Here is a 14,892-nt window from a genome sequence, read left to right on the forward strand (position 1 = left end):
ATTTCTACGCTTGGCGCGACACGGGTAGATGGCAGCAGATTGCCGAAGCTCTGGTTCGCAAGTCGCGCCGGCAACTGGGACGAAAGCCAAGACCGACAGCCGCCGTCATCGATAGCCAGACCGCCTCGACGACCGAGGCTGGCGGACCACGCGGATTCGATGCCGGCAAGCGCCTCCATGGGCGCAAGCGCCATATCGTGACCGACACCGACGGCCACTTGCTGGCTGCATATGTCCATCCTGCCAACATCCAGGATGTCCACGGTGCCGTTCCCCTATTGAAGGACTTGCGAGGCCGCTTCCCAACGCTTCAGCATGTCTTTGCCGACCGGATTTATCGCGGCAAACAACTCCTCAACGCACTCTCAGACTGCGGACCCTGGACGATCGAGATCGTCGAGCGGCCGCGCGGCGTCAAAGGCTTCCAGCTCCTGCCCAGGCGCTGGGTCGTCGAACGGACCTTTGCATGGCTCGGCAGATGCCGGCGCCTCTCCAAAGACTTCGAAGGCTCTGCCGCCACCGAGCGCGCCTGGCTGCTCGCCGCCCATCTGAGGCTCCTAATTCGCCGCCTGGCCGCACCCTGAAAGCATCTACACGCCTTTTTGAGTCAGGCTCTGAGGAGTCCGCCTAAGCGGGCGTCTCGAAGGATGCGCTGCGGGGAAAGCGCTCTCGCGGATAACCGCCGGAGCGTTTACTCCGCCACCTCCAGCGCGTGCACCGAAAACATCTTGGCCGCATCCGTCCAGCTCTCGCGCACCCGCCAGCCGGCACCCTGCGCCAGCGCAGCGAAACGCTCGATGCTGTATTTGTAGCTGTTCTCGGTGTGGATGCTCTCACCGGGGCGGAACGAGAAGCTGGTGCCGAGCAGGCGCACGGTCTGGCTCTTCTTGCTGATCAGATGCATCTCGATGCGGTGCCGCTCGCGATTGTAGATCGCGCGGTGGGTGAAGGCGGAGAGGTCGAAATTGCCGCCAAGCTCGCGGTTGATCCGCACGAGAACATTGAGGTTGAAGCGCGCGGTGACGCCGGCGGCGTCGTTATAGGCGTCGTGCAGGACCCGTTCGTCCTTCTCGAGGTCGGCGCCGATGATCATCTGCGCGCCCCGGCCCAGGATCGCGCGCGCGCTCTTGAGGAAAGATTGGGCTTCATGCGGCTCGAAATTGCCGATGGTCGAGCCGGGGAAGAAGCCGACCTTGGACATCGACGCGACCGCCCTCGGCAGCTCGAACGGCGTGGTGAAATCGGCGGCCACCGGATAGATGCCGAGCGACGGGAAGTCGCGCTTCAGGCCGTTCGCCTGCGCCTTGAGGAAGTCACCGGAGATGTCGACGGGTACATAGGCCGCAAACCTGCAATGGTTCAGCAGCAGGCGGACCTTCGTCGTCGCGCCCGCGCCGAACTCAACCAGTGCGGCATGCTCTGGAATGATCTTCGCGATCTCGCTGCCACGATCCTTCAGGATCGAGAGCTCGGTCCGCGTCGGATAATATTCCGGCAGCTTCGTGATCGCCTCGAACAGCTCCGATCCGGTCGCGTCGTAGAAATATTTCGGCGACAGGGTTTTCGGCTGCTGCGAGAGGTCCTTGATGGCCTCGCGAGCGAAGGCGGTGGTCTGCTCGTCGGGAAGATGGGCTTCGGCCAAAGCGCTGGCGTGCACATTCATGATACTCTCCTGAACGCGCTGTCCGGCGCGCATTTGTCGTCGGAAATGTTAGTCGTAATCGGCGAGCCGCAGTCCCGTGAACTGCCAGCGGTGGTGCGGATAGAAGAAGTTCCGATAGGTGATACGGCTGTGGCCTTCCGGAGTTGCAAGCGAGGAGCCTCGCAGCACCAGCTGGTTGACCATGAACTTGCCGTTGTACTCGCCGAGCGCGCCTTCGATGGCGCGGTAGCCGGGATAGGGCGCGTACGAGCTGCGGGTCCACTGCCAGACGATGCCGAAGGCATCGTTGAGCTGGCCGGCGCGGGCCGCGACCTCCCACTCCATCTCGGTCGGCAGATGTTTGCCGGCCCAGCGCGCGAAGGCGTCGGCTTCGTAGTAGCTGATATGACAGGCCGGCGCGGTGGGGTCGACCGGCTTCACACCGGCCAGCGTCATCACGTGCCACTGGCCATCGATCTCGCGCCAGTGACCCGGGGCCTGCCAGTCTTCCTGGCTGGCCGCGGCAAAGCCGTCCATCAACCACAGCGTCGCACGCCGATAGCCGCCGTCCTGCATGAAGGCCAGCCATTCGGCATTGGTGACCAGATTGCGCGCGACCCTGACCGGGCCGACCAGGGCGCGATGCGCCGGCTTCTCGTTGTCGAAATGAAAGCTGTCGTCGACATGGCCGACTGTGTGGATGCCCTCGTTCAGCGTCAGCCAGTCATCGGCGGCGCGCGTCGCGGCCGGGAAGCGCCAGTCCGGGTCGTAGGCCGGATAGACCGGGTTCTGCGCGAAGGCGTGCAGGATGTCGGTGAACATCAATTCCTGGTGTTGCTGCTCGTGGTTGAGCCCTACCTCGACCAGTGGTGCGATCTCGCGAAGCTTGTCCGTGCCGGTCTCGCGGAAGAATTTGACGACGGCCGCATCGACATATTTGCGATAGACGCCGACCTCGTTTGCGCTGGGACGGGTGATATCACCGCGATGATTGCGGGCGTGACGCGGGCCGGCGCTGACGTAATAGGAATTGAACAGGAACGCGAAATCGGGGTGGAAGGGCCGGTAGCTAGCTGCGTGCTCGCCGAGCAAAAATTGCTCCCAGAACCAGGTGGTATGGGCCCGGTGCCATTTCGTCGGACTCGCATCCGGCATGGATTGGATCTGCTGGTCCTCCGGCGACAGCGGCGCGGCCCGGCGCTCGGTCTCGTTGCGGACGGCAAGAAAGGCGTCTTCCAGCCGCTGAGCGAGGTTACCGGCAGAGGACAGTGACGAAAGCGAGGGGGCGGCCGTAGCGGAGGCTTGTTTCGTCACGTTTTTCTCCAGACAGGACAAGAGAACGTTGTTGGCGTTGCCCGGTTCCAAAACCTGGGTTCGTCCTAGATAGGGGCTCCGTTACGGTATGAAAGTCCTCCCAGGCGATGATATTGATGTCATCAGCCTATGGATCCGGCTGGGGGGCAACCCGGCCAGCGGGGGCGTGTCGCCGCCATTTTACTTTGGATGCACAACGGTTTGGGCTACATATATAGGCAGGTATCGGGTTAGATCGGCTGAGCCAGCCCGAATTGATTGGTGAGGGCTCCGCCCCAGAAGGACACGGAAATGAGCATCGAGGAATTCATCGCCAACGAAGTGAAGTCGAACGACGTGGTTCTGTTCATGAAGGGCACGCCGCAATTTCCGCAGTGCGGTTTCTCCGGCCAGGTCGTCCAGATCCTCGACCATATCGGCGTCGGCTATAAGGGCCTCAACGTTCTCGAATCCGCCGAACTGCGCAACGGCATCAAGACCTTCTCCAACTGGCCGACCATCCCGCAGCTCTATGTGAAGGGCGAGTTCGTCGGTGGCTGCGACATCATCCGCGAGATGTTCCAGGCCGGCGAATTGCAGCAGCTTTTCACCGAGAAGGGCGTCGTCGTCGCGGCCTGATCCGTGACCCGGCTGACGCGCCGGATCGGCGGCGCCGAGCTCGAGGTCATTGTCGCAGACATCACCACACTGAGCGTTGACGCCATCGTCAACGCGGCCAACACGTCGCTCCTTGGTGGGGGCGGCGTGGATGGTGCGATCCATCAGGCCGCAGGGCCCGATCTGGTCGCCGAATGCCGCATGCTCCACGGCTGCAAGACGGGTGATGCCAAGATCACCAAAGGCTACCGGCTCAGGGCTGCCCATGTGATCCACACCGTCGGACCGGTCTGGAATGGCGGTAGCCTCGGCGAAGATGACCTGCTCGCGTCCTGTTATCGCCGCTCGATGGAGCTGTGCGGGAAGCACAAGCTGACCTCGGTGGCATTCCCCGCGATTTCGACCGGCATTTTCCGCTTTCCAGCCGACCGGGCCGCCGATATCGCCGTTCGTACCACAATCGAAGGGCTCGCTACGGCGCCGTCCGTGGCCCGCGTGGTGTTCTGCTGCTTCGCCGAGCCGAGCGCCAAGCTCCATGCCGAGGCACTTGCGCGACACGCCGGCCCTTGTGCCTGATGACGCGGTCGGTACACTCCGCCGGACCATGTTCCGGGGAGGGGATATGATTTCACAGTCTGGACTGCGTGCGCTGGTCTGCGGCGCGCTGGTGTCGCTCGGCGCGATGTCGCTGGCGCGAGCGGAAGGCATCTACGAGATTCCGGCCGGTGCGCATTTCAATCAGGACAAGCTCGGCAAGATCAGCGAATTCTTCAAGAACGAGGTTGCGACCGGCAAGATCGCCGGCGCGACCGTGCTGATCCGGCAGCATGGCAAGCCGGTCTATCACGAAGCCTTCGGCGTGCAGGACGTGGTCAGCAAGGCGCCGATTACGGACAAGACGATCTTCCGCCTGTTCTCGATGTCCAAGGCGATCACGTCGGTGGTCGCGATGCAATTGGTCGAGGACGGCAAGATCAAGTTGGATGATCCCGTCTCGAAGTACATTCCGTCCTTCGCCAACGTGAAGGTCGGCGTCGAGAAGAAGGCGGAGGACGGCACCAAGTCGCTCGAGCTGGTGCCGGCGAACCGGCCGATGACGGTGCACGATCTGATGACGCACACCTCGGGCATCACCTATGGCTTTTATGGTGACAGCCTGGTCCGCAAGGCCTATCGCGAGGCCAACATCTACGCCGGCGATTTCGACCTCGCCGAGTTCGCCGAACGCATCGCAAAACTCCCGCTGCACAACCAGCCGGGCGCGCTCTGGCAATACGGCCATTCCACCGACGTGCTGGCACGCGTGATGGAGATCGCGGCCGGCAAGCCGCTGATCGACATCATGCGCGAGAAGCTGCTCGATCCGCTCGGCATGGTCGACACCGGCTTCTTCGTCACCGCTCCCGAGAAGCAGAAGCTTCTGGCGCAGCCGGTGCCGAACGACAGCGACTTCCGCGTTGGCCGGATCAACGATCCGACCGTGGTCAAGAAGATGCAGTTCGCCAGCGGTGGCATGGTGACGACCATGGCCGATTATGAGCGGTTCGCGCAGATGCTGCTCAACGGCGGCAGCCTCGACGGCAAGACCATTCTCAAGCCCGAGACGTTCAAGCTGATGACGACCGATCAGCTCGGCCCCAAATCAGGCGTCGACCGCGACTATTTCTATTTCCCCGGCGACGGTTTCGGCTTCGGCCTCGGGCTCGCGGTGCGCACCGATCCCGGCAACGCCAAGCCGCCGCCGCCCGGCAATCTCGGCGAGTTGAAATGGGACGGCGCCTCCGGCTGCTATTTCGTGATCGATCCCAAGCAGGACATGTTCTTCGTGCTGCTGGAGCAGACCCCGACCGAGCGCCAGCGCGTGCAGCGGACATTGAAGCAGTTGGTCTATGAAGCCATGGAGAAGTGACATGACCGGGCGTCGCTCCTTCATTGCGGCGCTCGCCTTTCTGTTCGGTGTCGTGAGTGCGCAGGCGAGCTCCGAGCGCGCCGCGCGCAACTTCTCGCCCGAGGGCCTTGCAAAGGTTTCCGACTACATCCGGAACGAGATCGCCACCGGCAAGATTCCCGGCGCCATTCTGCTGCTCCAGCAGCATGGCAAGCCGGTCTATTACGAGAATTTCGGCGTTCGCGATGTCGCGACCGAGAGTTCGATGAGCGCGGACACGATCTTCCGTCTCTATTCGATGTCAAAGCCGATCACATCAGTCATGGCGATGATGCTGGTCGAGGAGGGCAAGATCGCGCTCGACGATCCGGTCTCGAAATACATTCCTGCTTTCGCCGGCATGAAGGTCGGCGTGGAGAAGAAGGCCGAGGATAGCAAGGTCGCTCTGGCGCTGGAGCCGCTGGAGCGTCCCGTCACGATCAAGGACCTCTTGCGCCACACCTCAGGGCTGCCTTACGGCTATCATGACGGCGGCGCAGTGCGCGAGCTCTATGCCGAAGCCAATCTCTTCAACAGCAATCTCAGCAATGCCGACTTCGCCGCGAAAATCGCCACGCTGCCGCTGGTCGAGCAGCCGGGCACGGTGTGGGACTACGGCTTCTCCACCGACGTGCTCGGCCGCGTCGTCGAGGTGATCTCGGGAAAGACGCTGCTCCAGTTCGAGAGGGAACGGCTGCTCGATCCGCTCGGCATGACCGAGACGGCGTTCTTCGTCGCCGATCCCGCTAAATTCCCGCGCGTTGCCGAGCCGATGCCGGAGGATCGCAACATCAATCCGACGACGCAGGTTCGCGATATCAGGCGGCCGGTGAAGTGGGAATCGGGCGGCGGGGGGATGGTCGGCACAGTCGGCGACTACGCCCGCTTCGCGCAGATGCTGCTGAATGGTGGCAGCTATGAAGGCCGGCGCTATCTCAAGCCCGAGACCATCGCGCTGATGGCGTCGGATCACATCGGGCCGGAAACGAAGATCGCGCGCGATCAGAACTATTATCCGAGCGGCAGCTCCGGCTTCGGCCTCGGATTTGCGGTGCGCACTTCGGTGCCCCCGGGGACGTCATGGCCGCTTGGCGAATATCGCTGGGACGGCGTCGGCGGCACCTTCTTCTTCATCGATCCCGAGGACGACCTGTTCGGGATCTTCATGGTGCAAACCCCGTCGCAACGCGGCCGGATCCAGCTGGCGTTGAAGACGCTGATCTATCAGGCGATGGGGCGGTGAGCGCAGGCGTTTCTTCGTAGCCCGGAAGGAGCGCAGCGCAATCCGGGATTCGCGCCAACGGAAAGACTGCCCCGGATTTCGCTTCGCTCCTTCCGGGCTACAAGAGCTACGCCCCGCGCACGATCTCTCTGACGTACCCGATCGTCTCCTCGATCTGGGCCGCATTGACGTCGAGATGGGTGCAGGCGCGGATGCGGCCGTCCATCATCGCGAGCGTCACGCCGCGCTGGCGCAGCGCCGCAACCATCTTGTCGCCGGCAATGCCGGCGCCGTCGGGCTTGAAAAATACGAGATTGGTCTCGGGCTCCTGCACCTCGACGCCGGGGATCTGCGACAGCCCGCGGGCGAGCGCGCGCGCATTGGCGTGGTCGTCGGCGAGGCGGTCGACGTGATGGTCGAGCGCGTAGATGCAGGCGGCGGCGCAGATGCCGGCCTGCCGCATCGATCCGCCGAGGCGCTGCTTCCACTGCCAGACCGCATCAATGAAGGCGCGCGAGCCCGCGAGCACGCCACCGATCGGTGCGCCCAGGCCCTTGGAGAAGTCGATCCAGGCCGAGTCCCAGCCGGCGGTCATGTCGCGCGGGGAGATGCCGCTGGCGACGGTGGCGTTGAGCAGGCGCGCGCCGTCCATGTGGGTGACGAGGCCGTGCTGTTTCGCGATCGCGACGATCTCGTCGAGCGCGGCCTTCTTCCAGATCGTGCCGCCGCCGATATTGGCGGTCTGCTCGACGCTGACGACGGTCTGCGGCGGCTGGTAGCGCGTGCGTGGATGCAGGGCTTTCCGGAATGTCTCCGGCGTGAACTGGCCGTCGGGCCCCCTGAGCTGCGTCACCTGAAAACCGCCGATCGCCGCATGCGCGCCGCCTTCGCGGGCGATGATGTGCGCGGTCTCGTGCGCCAGGATCTCGTCGCCGGGACGGCAATGCACCAGCGTCGCGGTGACGTTGCACATCGTGCCCGAGGGCATGTAGACCGCGGCTTCCTTGCCCATCAGCGCGGCGACGCGCTCGCACAGCGCATTCACGGTCGGATCGTCACCGACCTGCTCGTCGCCGACCTCAGCCCGCGCCATGGCGTCGCGCATCGCGGCCGTCGGCTTGGTCTGCGTGTCCGAGAGCAGATTGATGCGCACCGGCGGCGCCTTGGGATCAACAGGGGGAGGGGTGTAGAGCATGCGACGGCTCCTAACGCATTGCGGCCACTGAATTGTGGCTCTTAAGCAAAAAGGCCCCGGCGAACCGGGGCCTTTCGATACTCAGATATTAGCGCGAATAGAATTCGACGACCAGATGCGGCTCCATCTGCACCGGGAACGGCACGTCGGAGAGGCCGGGGATGCGCACGTATTTCGCGGTCATCTTGCCGTGGTCGACTTCGAGATAGTCCGGGGTGTCGCGCTCGGGGAGCTGGCTGGCTTCGAGCACGTGGGCGAGCTGCTTGGAGGCTTCCTTGACCTCGATCACGTCGCCGACCTTGAGCTGATAGCTCGAGATGTTGACCTTGCGGCCGTTCACCTTGATGTGGCCGTGGTTGATGAACTGGCGGGCAGCGAAGATCGTCGAGACGAACTTGGCGCGGTAGACGACCGCGTCGAGACGACGCTCCAGCAGGCCGATCAGGTTCTCGCCGGTGTCACCCTTGAGGCGGCTCGCCTCGACATAGATGCCGTGGAACTGACGCTCGGAGATGTTGGCGTAGTAGCCCTTCAGCTTCTGTTTGGCGCGCAGCTGCACGCCGAAGTCCGAGAGCTTGCCCTTGCGGCGCTGGCCATGCTGGCCGGGGCCGTACTCGCGGCGATTCACGGGGCTCTTCGGGCGGCCCCAGATGTTCTGGCCCATACGGCGATCGAGTTTGTACTTCGCCTCACTGCGCTTAGTCATCGCGTCCTCTTCAGGTACATGGTTTGAGGAAACGCGCCCTCCTGTGTGACGGGCTAGCCCGGCACTGACAGGTCCGATCCCCAAAGCTTCAAGGGAGAGGACCACGGGTCGCGAAACGCTTCGCGGGCCGAAATCGGCCCGCGAGCAGGCGGCTTTTAAGTGAGTTTGGGGTTCGCTGTCAATTGTTTAGCCCGTCATTCCGGGCGATGCGGCAGCATCGACCCGGAATCTCGAGGTTCCGGGTGAGGCTCTGCGAGCCGCCCCGGAACGACGGTGCTCATGTCCCGACCACCCTTATCGGCTTCGCGCCGGCCGCCCGCAATTCGGCAGCGATTTCAGTGTTCAGGACCTGCTCCAGCCGGGTCAGGACCCGGGCGATCGGTGCCGCATCGGTAACCCGGTGGTCCCAGCGGATCACGACATGAATGGTCTGGTCGGGCTCGACCAGGCCGTAGCTGACGATGAAGGGGCCCGGCGTGATCGGGTGGAGCTCGCCGCCGCCATAGGCGGCCACCGAGCTCACCGCAAAACTGCCGAACCAGTTGCCACGCTGGCGGCCGAAATTGAGGCCGATCGCCCAGGATAGGCGCCGCAGCGGCAGCGGCAGGCGGGTTGCCCGCATGATCTTCCGGAACATCGGGACGTCTGCGATCGGCGCCGTCTTGCCGCGCCGGATCTCGGCGTCGACCGCGGCCAGCGCCATGGCCTCGGGGGCCGCGATTCGCTGCGGCATCACGCATTCCTCGCCGTCCTCGACCCGGGCGATCGCCACCGACGCCACGCTGTTCGGCAGTTCGTAGAACGTCGGCCAGGGCCATTTGGCGTAGACGGTGCGCAGGATCGGCTCGTCCCTGGCGACCAGGGCGAACGCCTTGACGAAGGTCGCGGCCCACCCCGCCGGTGCGGCGGCTCCGGCGCGTGCCTCGAGCAGGGGGCGGATATTGAGCGAACGGGAGAGCGAAACAAATGGCACGTCCATCGACGCGCGCATGAGGTCGCAAATCAGGCGGCGCGGCAGCGAAATGGGCTTTGGCGTCCCGCGCATCGGTCTTGGGTTCCCGCAGATTGAAAAATGAGCAGTGAGCGGGCGCCCGCTCGCCGCCTGCTCTAGCATGAACCAACCCCCTTGGGGCCGGTCGGTTCGACGAATCAGGGAGCCGGCGAAGCCAGCGGCTTGGTCTTGTCGACGACGTAAACTCCAAGCACTTTCATGGCTTTATCGCCATGAGCCTTGGCGTCGTGCACGACACCTGCCGGGATCTGGTAGGAATCGCCGGCCTTCAGGGTCTTCTCCGGCTGCCCCTCGACGAGGAGATTGAGCTCGCCTTCCAGCACATAACCGGTCTCAATTCCGGGATGGGTATGGCGTCCGGCCGCGCCGCCCGCCGGGACCTCCGCAATGGCGGTGATGGTATTATAGCCCTCCGGAAATTCGACTTTCTGGAGCGGGGTGCGCTTGATGCCGGGCTGCTGGGCGAAGGCCGCGAAGGCGAGGCCAGTAAAGGTCAGAGCGAGCAAAGTCTTCTTGAGCATGGTTTTTCCTCCCGATGCGGCCGACCCTAGCAGGGCCGCAGTTCCCGGCAAGGCGGCAATCGGGCTGCTCAGCGTCTGATGCCCTCGAACGCCGCCAGGATGCCGCGCTGGAGCAGCGACCAGTCGAAGCCGAGCGCGATGGCGCGGTAGCCGCGGTCGACCAGGGCGTTGGCCTGGTCGGCGGTGCGGGCCACGCCGCCGATCGGCACCCCGCTTCTCAGGATGCCGGCCTCGGCGCGCGCGACCAGCTCCAGCAGTTCCGGATCGTCCATCTGGCCGCGCTTGTTGATGGAGGTGGCGAGATCGCCAGGGCCGATCACCGCGACGTCGATGCCCGGCGTCGCCATGATCTCGTCGATGCGGTTGACGGCATCGACATGCTCGATGGTGATCATGCAGATCATCTCGTCGTCGGCGCTTGCCATGTAGTCCGGCATCGACTGGCCCCAGCGGAACGGGGCGTGGAACGGACCCCAGAGCCGGTCGCCGCGCGGCGGGTAGCGCACGCTGCGGACCGCCTTCTCGGCATCAGTGCGGTTCGTGATCATCGGAAAGTTGATGCCGAAGGCGCCGATGTCCATCGGCGCCTTCGCAAGCCACGGCTCATTCGCCGCGATCCGCACCAGGGGCGTGCACGGCGTGCCGGTGGTCGCGGCGATCATCGCGTGCGCTTCAGTGAGGCCGATCGGTCCATGTTCGAGATCGACGATGATCCAGTCGAGCGAGCGCGCCATGATCTGCACCATCTGCACGCTCGGGATGGTCGCGATCGCGCCGAAAGAGGGGCGGCCATCGCGCCACAATTGGCGGAGGCGGTTGAGCGGCGGGGTCTGGACCGACATGGAAAGGCCTGCGGTGAGGTGACGACGGCAAAACCTAGCAGCGCGGCGCCGATGCGCAAAGTCAGGCCAGCGCGCGGCCGCCGAAGAACGGCGTCAGCGTGGCCGAAAGGCCGTGCACGCGGTTCGAGGTGAAGATCATCTCGGCGCCGGCCTGTGCGATGCCGCCGATGCGCGGGCCGAGCAGATCCGAGACGCGGCGGGCGATCGCCGGCGCGGGATCGATCCAGTCGACCGGCCAGGGCGCCAGCCGCTTCAACCGGTCGAGCAGCAGCGGATAATGTGTGCAGGCGAGCACGACGGTGTCGGTGCGCGAGGTCGCGTCTTCGCCGACGAAGCAGGGGGCGAGTTCGGCCAGGATGTCGCCGTCGCTGACGGAAGTGCCGCTGAGCTCAGCTTCGGCCAGCGAGGCAAGCTCGGGCGAGCCGACCAGCGTCACCTCGCAGCCCTGCGCGAAATCGCGGATCAGGGCCTTGGTGTATTCGCGCTTCACCGTGCCCTTGGTGCCGAGCACCGAGACGCGGCGGGTCCTCGATTGCGCGCAGGCCGGCTTGATCGCCGGCACCGTGCCGACGAAGGGCACCGAATAAGTGGCGCGCAAGTGGGACAGGACCAGGGTGGACGCCGTGTTGCAGGCGATGACGATGATGTCAGGGTCATGCGTGCCGATCAGTTCCCCCATCAGCGGCACGACGCGGGCGATGATCTCGTCCTCGCTGTGGTGGCCGTAGGGAAAGAAGGCGTCGTCGGCGACGTAGGCGAAATGGGCGTCCGGACGCGCGGCCACGACCTCGCGGAGCACCGTGAGCCCGCCAAGGCCGGAATCGAACACCAGGATCGTCGGAGAATTGGTCACGTCATTACCCTAGCCCGTCATGGTTACCATTCGGTTTTTAGGGCGATTTTGCGGCGGGGCCGTTTTGGGGGGAAGCCGGACGCGCTGCGGACAGGAAACCCGGCTGGAAGGCCCCAGCTCTGCAGCGCACGCCCACGAAGGCACTGCGCTGCGTCTCCAGGGCACAAGACCGAGAGCCCGCCCTGGCATGGCTGCTATATGCGTCATCACGACGTGCCCAACTTACTGCTGCAGGAGGCCTCATGCTCACCGTCCATCATCTCGGCAGGTCTCAGTCCGAGCGCATCGTCTGGCTGTGCGAGGAGCTGGAGCTTTCCTATGAGCTGAAGCGCTATGCACGCGATCCCGTCACCATGCTGGCGCCGCCGGAGTACAAGACGCTGCACCCGAGCGGGGCAGCGCCCGTCGTGACCGACGGCGATCTTGTGCTCGCGGAGTCCGGTGCCATCGTCGACTACATCATCGCAAAGTACGGCAACGGCCGTCTGGTGCTCGGCCCCAATGATCCCGCCTTCCCGCAGTTCCTGTATTGGCTTCACTTCGCCAATGGCACCTTGCAACCAGGCATGGGGCGGATGATGATTCTGAACCGGCTCGATCTTGCAAAGGACAACCCGACCCTGCTTGCCATGAAGCGACGGCTCGATCGCTCCTACGATCTCCTCGACGCGCGCCTTCGCGACGCCGAATATCTGGCGGGCAACGCCTTCACCACCGCCGACATCATGATGGGCTTTTCGCTGACGACGATGCGCTACTTCCAGCCCTATGATGTCCAACGCTGCCCGAACGTGGTCAAATATCTCGGCCGCGTCAGTGCCCGCCCGGCCTACCGGCGCGCGATGGAGAAGGGCGATCCCGGCATGGCGCTGCTGCTAGGCTGAGCAGCGGCGATCACGCGATCCTGTTCGTCGTGGCCGCCCGCTCCGTGGCGAGCTGCTTCTGCAAACGATCGATGTTCTGCAGCAGGCGCTGGCTGGTCAGCACCAGGAAGTAATAGCCGAACTGCGGGTCCTGGAAATAAATCTCGAGCAGACGGTCATAGGTGATCGTCAGCACCTGTCCGTCCTCGACGCATTCGATGGTTCCGGTGCGGCGGTTGTCCGGCGTCAGGAAGCCGAGCTCGCCCATAAGAGCTCCAGGCCCGATCTCGACATTGATCTCCTTGACCAGGAACTTGCCGGTGACCGTGAGCAGCATCTCCTTGGCGGGATCGCCGAGCTTGAACAGCGTGTCGCCGTGGCGATATTTCCGTTCGGTCATGAACGGCTTCAGCCATTCGATCGACATGTCGCCTTCGGCGGCATGGCGCGCTTTCTTGACCAGCTTGAGCATCTGCCGCAGGCGCAGGGCGTTGATCGGGAGCAGCAGCAGATAGAGCAGGAACGTCGCGACGTTCGCGGAGAGCGCGCCGAAAACGGCAAAAAACGCGCAGCCGATCATGTTGGCAACGCGCAGGGGCACCATGGTCCGCATCAAGAGGGTAGCGACGAAGAAACCGGCGCCGACCGCGGCGAATAGATTGGCAAACGTGATGTTGTGGACGAAGATCTCAAGCAGCCGGTTGAAGATCGCATCATAGGTGACGTTGTTCGGGTCCAGGCCCATCTGGACCAGGATCTTCGCGATCCTGAGGTTGTCCGTTGCCGCATCGAGAATGCGGTCGAGGATCGAGGAAATGTCTGCGCTGCCGGACGGCATGGTACTAACCCCGCGTAAGGCTTTCAGTCCTGGTCGGTATGCTCGACACGTATAGCCGAAATCGAATGACGGCCGCCTGAAATGAAGCCTTTGGCCGTCACGCCGCAAGAGGCAAATTTTAGCCTGATTGGGCGTTTCGGCAATTGCCCGTTGGTTGTGCGTCCGGGCGCAACGCGGCCGTGATTCGGGGCGGGCTTCGGCGTCGCGGAGCGGCCGAATGGCCCCGGGCGGGGCGTCTGACGATCTTCGCCTTATGGCTTGGCGGCGGGTTGGATGACCTGCTGCTCGACAGGGCCAAGACGTCCGGGCAGCGAGCCGGCGCGCAGCAACATGGCGACGCTGTTGGCCTCTTCCAGGGTGAAGTTGCCGGAAATCTGGACGGAGCCGCCCGTGATGGGCTCGCGGATCACGGGGGAGGAGATCACCTTGTCGTCGAGTGCGATGGCGAAGGGCATTCCAACGTTCTCTGCGGTGATGTGAGCGAAGCGTCGCGTACCGCGGCCGTTGAAGCGGAACGAGGCGATCGGTTCCTTCGTGTCGCTCGTGAATCCCGGTCCCGCGTAGCTGATGTCGTCACCGTCGAGCGCGCTGGCCTTGACGAGATAGGGAAGCTTGTCCTTGAAGCCGAACATCACTTCCGTGCCCGCCGGAGGCGTGCCGGATTGCGCCTGCTCCGCCGACATCGTGACATCGATCAGGCGGAAGCTGACCTTGACCTTCCTGGCGAAGATCGCGGTGATGCGCTCGGGCTCCATCATGCCCGGCAGGAAGATGCGGATGCGGTCCGTTCCCTCAGGCTGGACGCTGGCCAGTGTGACGCCGGCGTCCTTGAGGCGCTGCTCGATCATGGCGATAGAATCCTCGACGAGATCGCGCAGCCGTGCGGCGGATGCGGCATCGGTCGGCGCAAGCCTGGTCAGCCCGTCGCCGGCGTCGGTCACGGCGAGCGCGTGCGTGGGCAATCCCTCTGCCGCCGAGGCGAGCTTGCGCGTGAGCAGTTCGCGGCCCTTGGCGTCCGCGACCTTGACATCGACGCCGCCGTCACGAATCGTAAGGCCGGAGAAGGCGATCCGACCCTCGCGCAGGGTCTTGTAGACGTCGTCTAGACGTCGTCGCGCAGATCCGTGGTGACCGCCTCCCGCAAGGCGTCCCTGTCCACCTTGTAGATGATGCGTGATCCGCCCAGCTTCTCCATCTTGTCGGTGATGAATGCCGCGATCTTGGCGCGCATCTTGTCGAGCTGGCCGTCCGCGGCGAGCGCCGCGCGGGGCAGCGCGATCGTCGACGCGATGGCGAATGCGGCGATCAGCCGTGTGATGCGGTTCCGCAGGGGCGTCGTCATGATGACCTCAAGTCTTGC

The 14,892-nt window shown here is 64.2% G+C and carries 15 protein-coding genes and 1 pseudogene; 6 read left to right on the plus strand and 10 right to left on the minus strand.

What is annotated here, in order from left to right; translation table 11 throughout:
- Positions 1–584 (plus strand): IS5 family transposase (locus GA0061098_RS34635; protein ID WP_091965896.1); only part of this gene is annotated, 584 nt, incomplete at its 5' end.
- Positions 585–691: 107 nt separating this feature from the next.
- Here GA0061098_RS34635 and egtD read toward each other — a convergent pair.
- Together egtD and egtB are read right to left on the minus strand one after the other, a co-directional pair.
- Positions 692–1,663, minus strand: a complete 972-nt coding sequence (gene egtD / locus GA0061098_RS34640; protein WP_165637793.1) for an L-histidine N(alpha)-methyltransferase — start codon at positions 1,661–1,663, stop codon at positions 692–694.
- A 48-nt stretch (positions 1,664–1,711) separates the two neighbouring features.
- On the minus strand, positions 1,712–3,007 hold the full coding sequence (gene egtB, locus GA0061098_RS34645) for an ergothioneine biosynthesis protein EgtB (protein ID WP_165637794.1): 1,296 nt from the start codon (positions 3,005–3,007) through the stop codon (positions 1,712–1,714).
- A gap of 240 nt (positions 3,008–3,247) precedes the next feature.
- Here egtB and grxD point away from each other — a divergent pair, with 240 nt between their 5' ends.
- From grxD to GA0061098_RS34665, 4 genes are read left to right on the plus strand one after another with little or no spacing between them, the layout of a single operon-like run.
- Positions 3,248–3,574, plus strand: coding sequence for a Grx4 family monothiol glutaredoxin (grxD, locus tag GA0061098_RS34650; protein WP_091965898.1), 327 nt, complete (start codon positions 3,248–3,250; stop codon positions 3,572–3,574).
- 3 nt (positions 3,575–3,577) lie between these two features.
- Complete coding sequence (locus GA0061098_RS34655) at positions 3,578–4,129, plus strand: O-acetyl-ADP-ribose deacetylase (RefSeq protein WP_091965899.1); 552 nt, start codon at positions 3,578–3,580, stop codon at positions 4,127–4,129.
- 46 nt (positions 4,130–4,175) lie between these two features.
- On the plus strand, positions 4,176–5,462 hold the full coding sequence (locus GA0061098_RS34660; RefSeq protein ID WP_165637795.1) for a serine hydrolase domain-containing protein: 1,287 nt from the start codon (positions 4,176–4,178) through the stop codon (positions 5,460–5,462).
- Position 5,463: 1 nt separating this feature from the next.
- The gene (locus GA0061098_RS34665; RefSeq protein WP_165637796.1) at positions 5,464–6,723 is read left to right on the plus strand and encodes a serine hydrolase domain-containing protein; all 1,260 of its coding nucleotides are present in this window, start codon (positions 5,464–5,466) and stop codon (positions 6,721–6,723) included.
- A 106-nt stretch (positions 6,724–6,829) separates the two neighbouring features.
- Here GA0061098_RS34665 and GA0061098_RS34670 read toward each other — a convergent pair whose 3' ends face one another.
- From GA0061098_RS34670 to murI, 6 genes are all read right to left on the minus strand, one after another.
- Complete coding sequence (locus tag GA0061098_RS34670; protein WP_091965901.1) at positions 6,830–7,897, minus strand: threonine aldolase family protein; 1,068 nt, start codon at positions 7,895–7,897, stop codon at positions 6,830–6,832.
- An 88-nt stretch (positions 7,898–7,985) separates the two neighbouring features.
- Entirely contained in the window at positions 7,986–8,603 is a 618-nt protein-coding gene (gene rpsD / locus GA0061098_RS34675) for a 30S ribosomal protein S4 (RefSeq protein WP_018316575.1), read from the minus strand.
- 277 nt (positions 8,604–8,880) lie between these two features.
- Complete coding sequence (locus GA0061098_RS34680) at positions 8,881–9,648, minus strand: acyltransferase (RefSeq protein WP_091965902.1); 768 nt, start codon at positions 9,646–9,648, stop codon at positions 8,881–8,883.
- Between the two features lie 104 nt (positions 9,649–9,752).
- Positions 9,753–10,136 carry a cupin domain-containing protein gene (locus GA0061098_RS34685; RefSeq protein WP_091965903.1) on the minus strand — a complete coding sequence of 128 codons (384 nt, stop codon included), beginning with the start codon at positions 10,134–10,136 and terminating at the stop codon, positions 9,753–9,755.
- A gap of 68 nt (positions 10,137–10,204) precedes the next feature.
- The gene (locus GA0061098_RS34690) at positions 10,205–10,978 is read right to left on the minus strand and encodes an HpcH/HpaI aldolase family protein (RefSeq protein ID WP_091965904.1); all 774 of its coding nucleotides are present in this window, start codon (positions 10,976–10,978) and stop codon (positions 10,205–10,207) included.
- A gap of 61 nt (positions 10,979–11,039) precedes the next feature.
- On the minus strand, positions 11,040–11,831 hold the full coding sequence (gene murI, locus GA0061098_RS34695) for a glutamate racemase (RefSeq protein WP_091965905.1): 792 nt from the start codon (positions 11,829–11,831) through the stop codon (positions 11,040–11,042).
- A 242-nt stretch (positions 11,832–12,073) separates the two neighbouring features.
- Here murI and GA0061098_RS34700 point away from each other — a divergent pair, with 242 nt between their 5' ends.
- The gene (locus GA0061098_RS34700; RefSeq protein WP_091965906.1) at positions 12,074–12,715 is read left to right on the plus strand and encodes a glutathione S-transferase family protein; all 642 of its coding nucleotides are present in this window, start codon (positions 12,074–12,076) and stop codon (positions 12,713–12,715) included.
- A gap of 10 nt (positions 12,716–12,725) precedes the next feature.
- Here the strand turns inward: GA0061098_RS34700 and GA0061098_RS34705 are convergent, their stop codons facing one another.
- Together GA0061098_RS34705 and GA0061098_RS34710 are read right to left on the minus strand one after the other, a co-directional pair.
- On the minus strand, positions 12,726–13,532 hold the full coding sequence (locus GA0061098_RS34705) for a Crp/Fnr family transcriptional regulator (RefSeq protein ID WP_091965907.1): 807 nt from the start codon (positions 13,530–13,532) through the stop codon (positions 12,726–12,728).
- A gap of 251 nt (positions 13,533–13,783) precedes the next feature.
- A pseudogene (locus tag GA0061098_RS34710) lies at positions 13,784–14,874 on the minus strand (SecDF P1 head subdomain-containing protein).
- Between the last annotated feature and the right edge of the window lie 18 nt (positions 14,875–14,892).

It is taken from the genome of Bradyrhizobium shewense (assembly GCF_900094605.1).
GTDB classification, from domain to species: Bacteria; Pseudomonadota; Alphaproteobacteria; order Rhizobiales; family Xanthobacteraceae; genus Bradyrhizobium; species Bradyrhizobium shewense.

Excerpts from the sequence above, each read along its gene's own strand:
- GA0061098_RS34660 (WP_165637795.1), top strand. The coding sequence starts at position 4,176 with ATGATTTCACAGTCTGGACTGCGTGCGCTGGTCTGCGGCGCGCTGGTG.
- GA0061098_RS34670 (WP_091965901.1), bottom strand. The coding sequence starts at position 7,897 with ATGCTCTACACCCCTCCCCCTGTTGATCCCAAGGCGCCGCCGGTGCGC.
- rpsD (WP_018316575.1), bottom strand. The coding sequence starts at position 8,603 with ATGACTAAGCGCAGTGAGGCGAAGTACAAACTCGATCGCCGTATGGGC.
- GA0061098_RS34680 (WP_091965902.1), bottom strand. The coding sequence starts at position 9,648 with ATGCGCGGGACGCCAAAGCCCATTTCGCTGCCGCGCCGCCTGATTTGC.
- GA0061098_RS34705 (WP_091965907.1), bottom strand. The coding sequence starts at position 13,532 with ATGCCGTCCGGCAGCGCAGACATTTCCTCGATCCTCGACCGCATTCTC.
- grxD (WP_091965898.1), top strand. The coding sequence starts at position 3,248 with ATGAGCATCGAGGAATTCATCGCCAACGAAGTGAAGTCGAACGACGTG.
- GA0061098_RS34665 (WP_165637796.1), top strand. The coding sequence starts at position 5,464 with ATGACCGGGCGTCGCTCCTTCATTGCGGCGCTCGCCTTTCTGTTCGGT.
- GA0061098_RS34700 (WP_091965906.1), top strand. The coding sequence starts at position 12,074 with ATGCTCACCGTCCATCATCTCGGCAGGTCTCAGTCCGAGCGCATCGTC.
- GA0061098_RS34685 (WP_091965903.1), bottom strand. The coding sequence starts at position 10,136 with ATGCTCAAGAAGACTTTGCTCGCTCTGACCTTTACTGGCCTCGCCTTC.
- egtD (WP_165637793.1), bottom strand. The coding sequence starts at position 1,663 with ATGAATGTGCACGCCAGCGCTTTGGCCGAAGCCCATCTTCCCGACGAG.
- GA0061098_RS34690 (WP_091965904.1), bottom strand. The coding sequence starts at position 10,978 with ATGTCGGTCCAGACCCCGCCGCTCAACCGCCTCCGCCAATTGTGGCGC.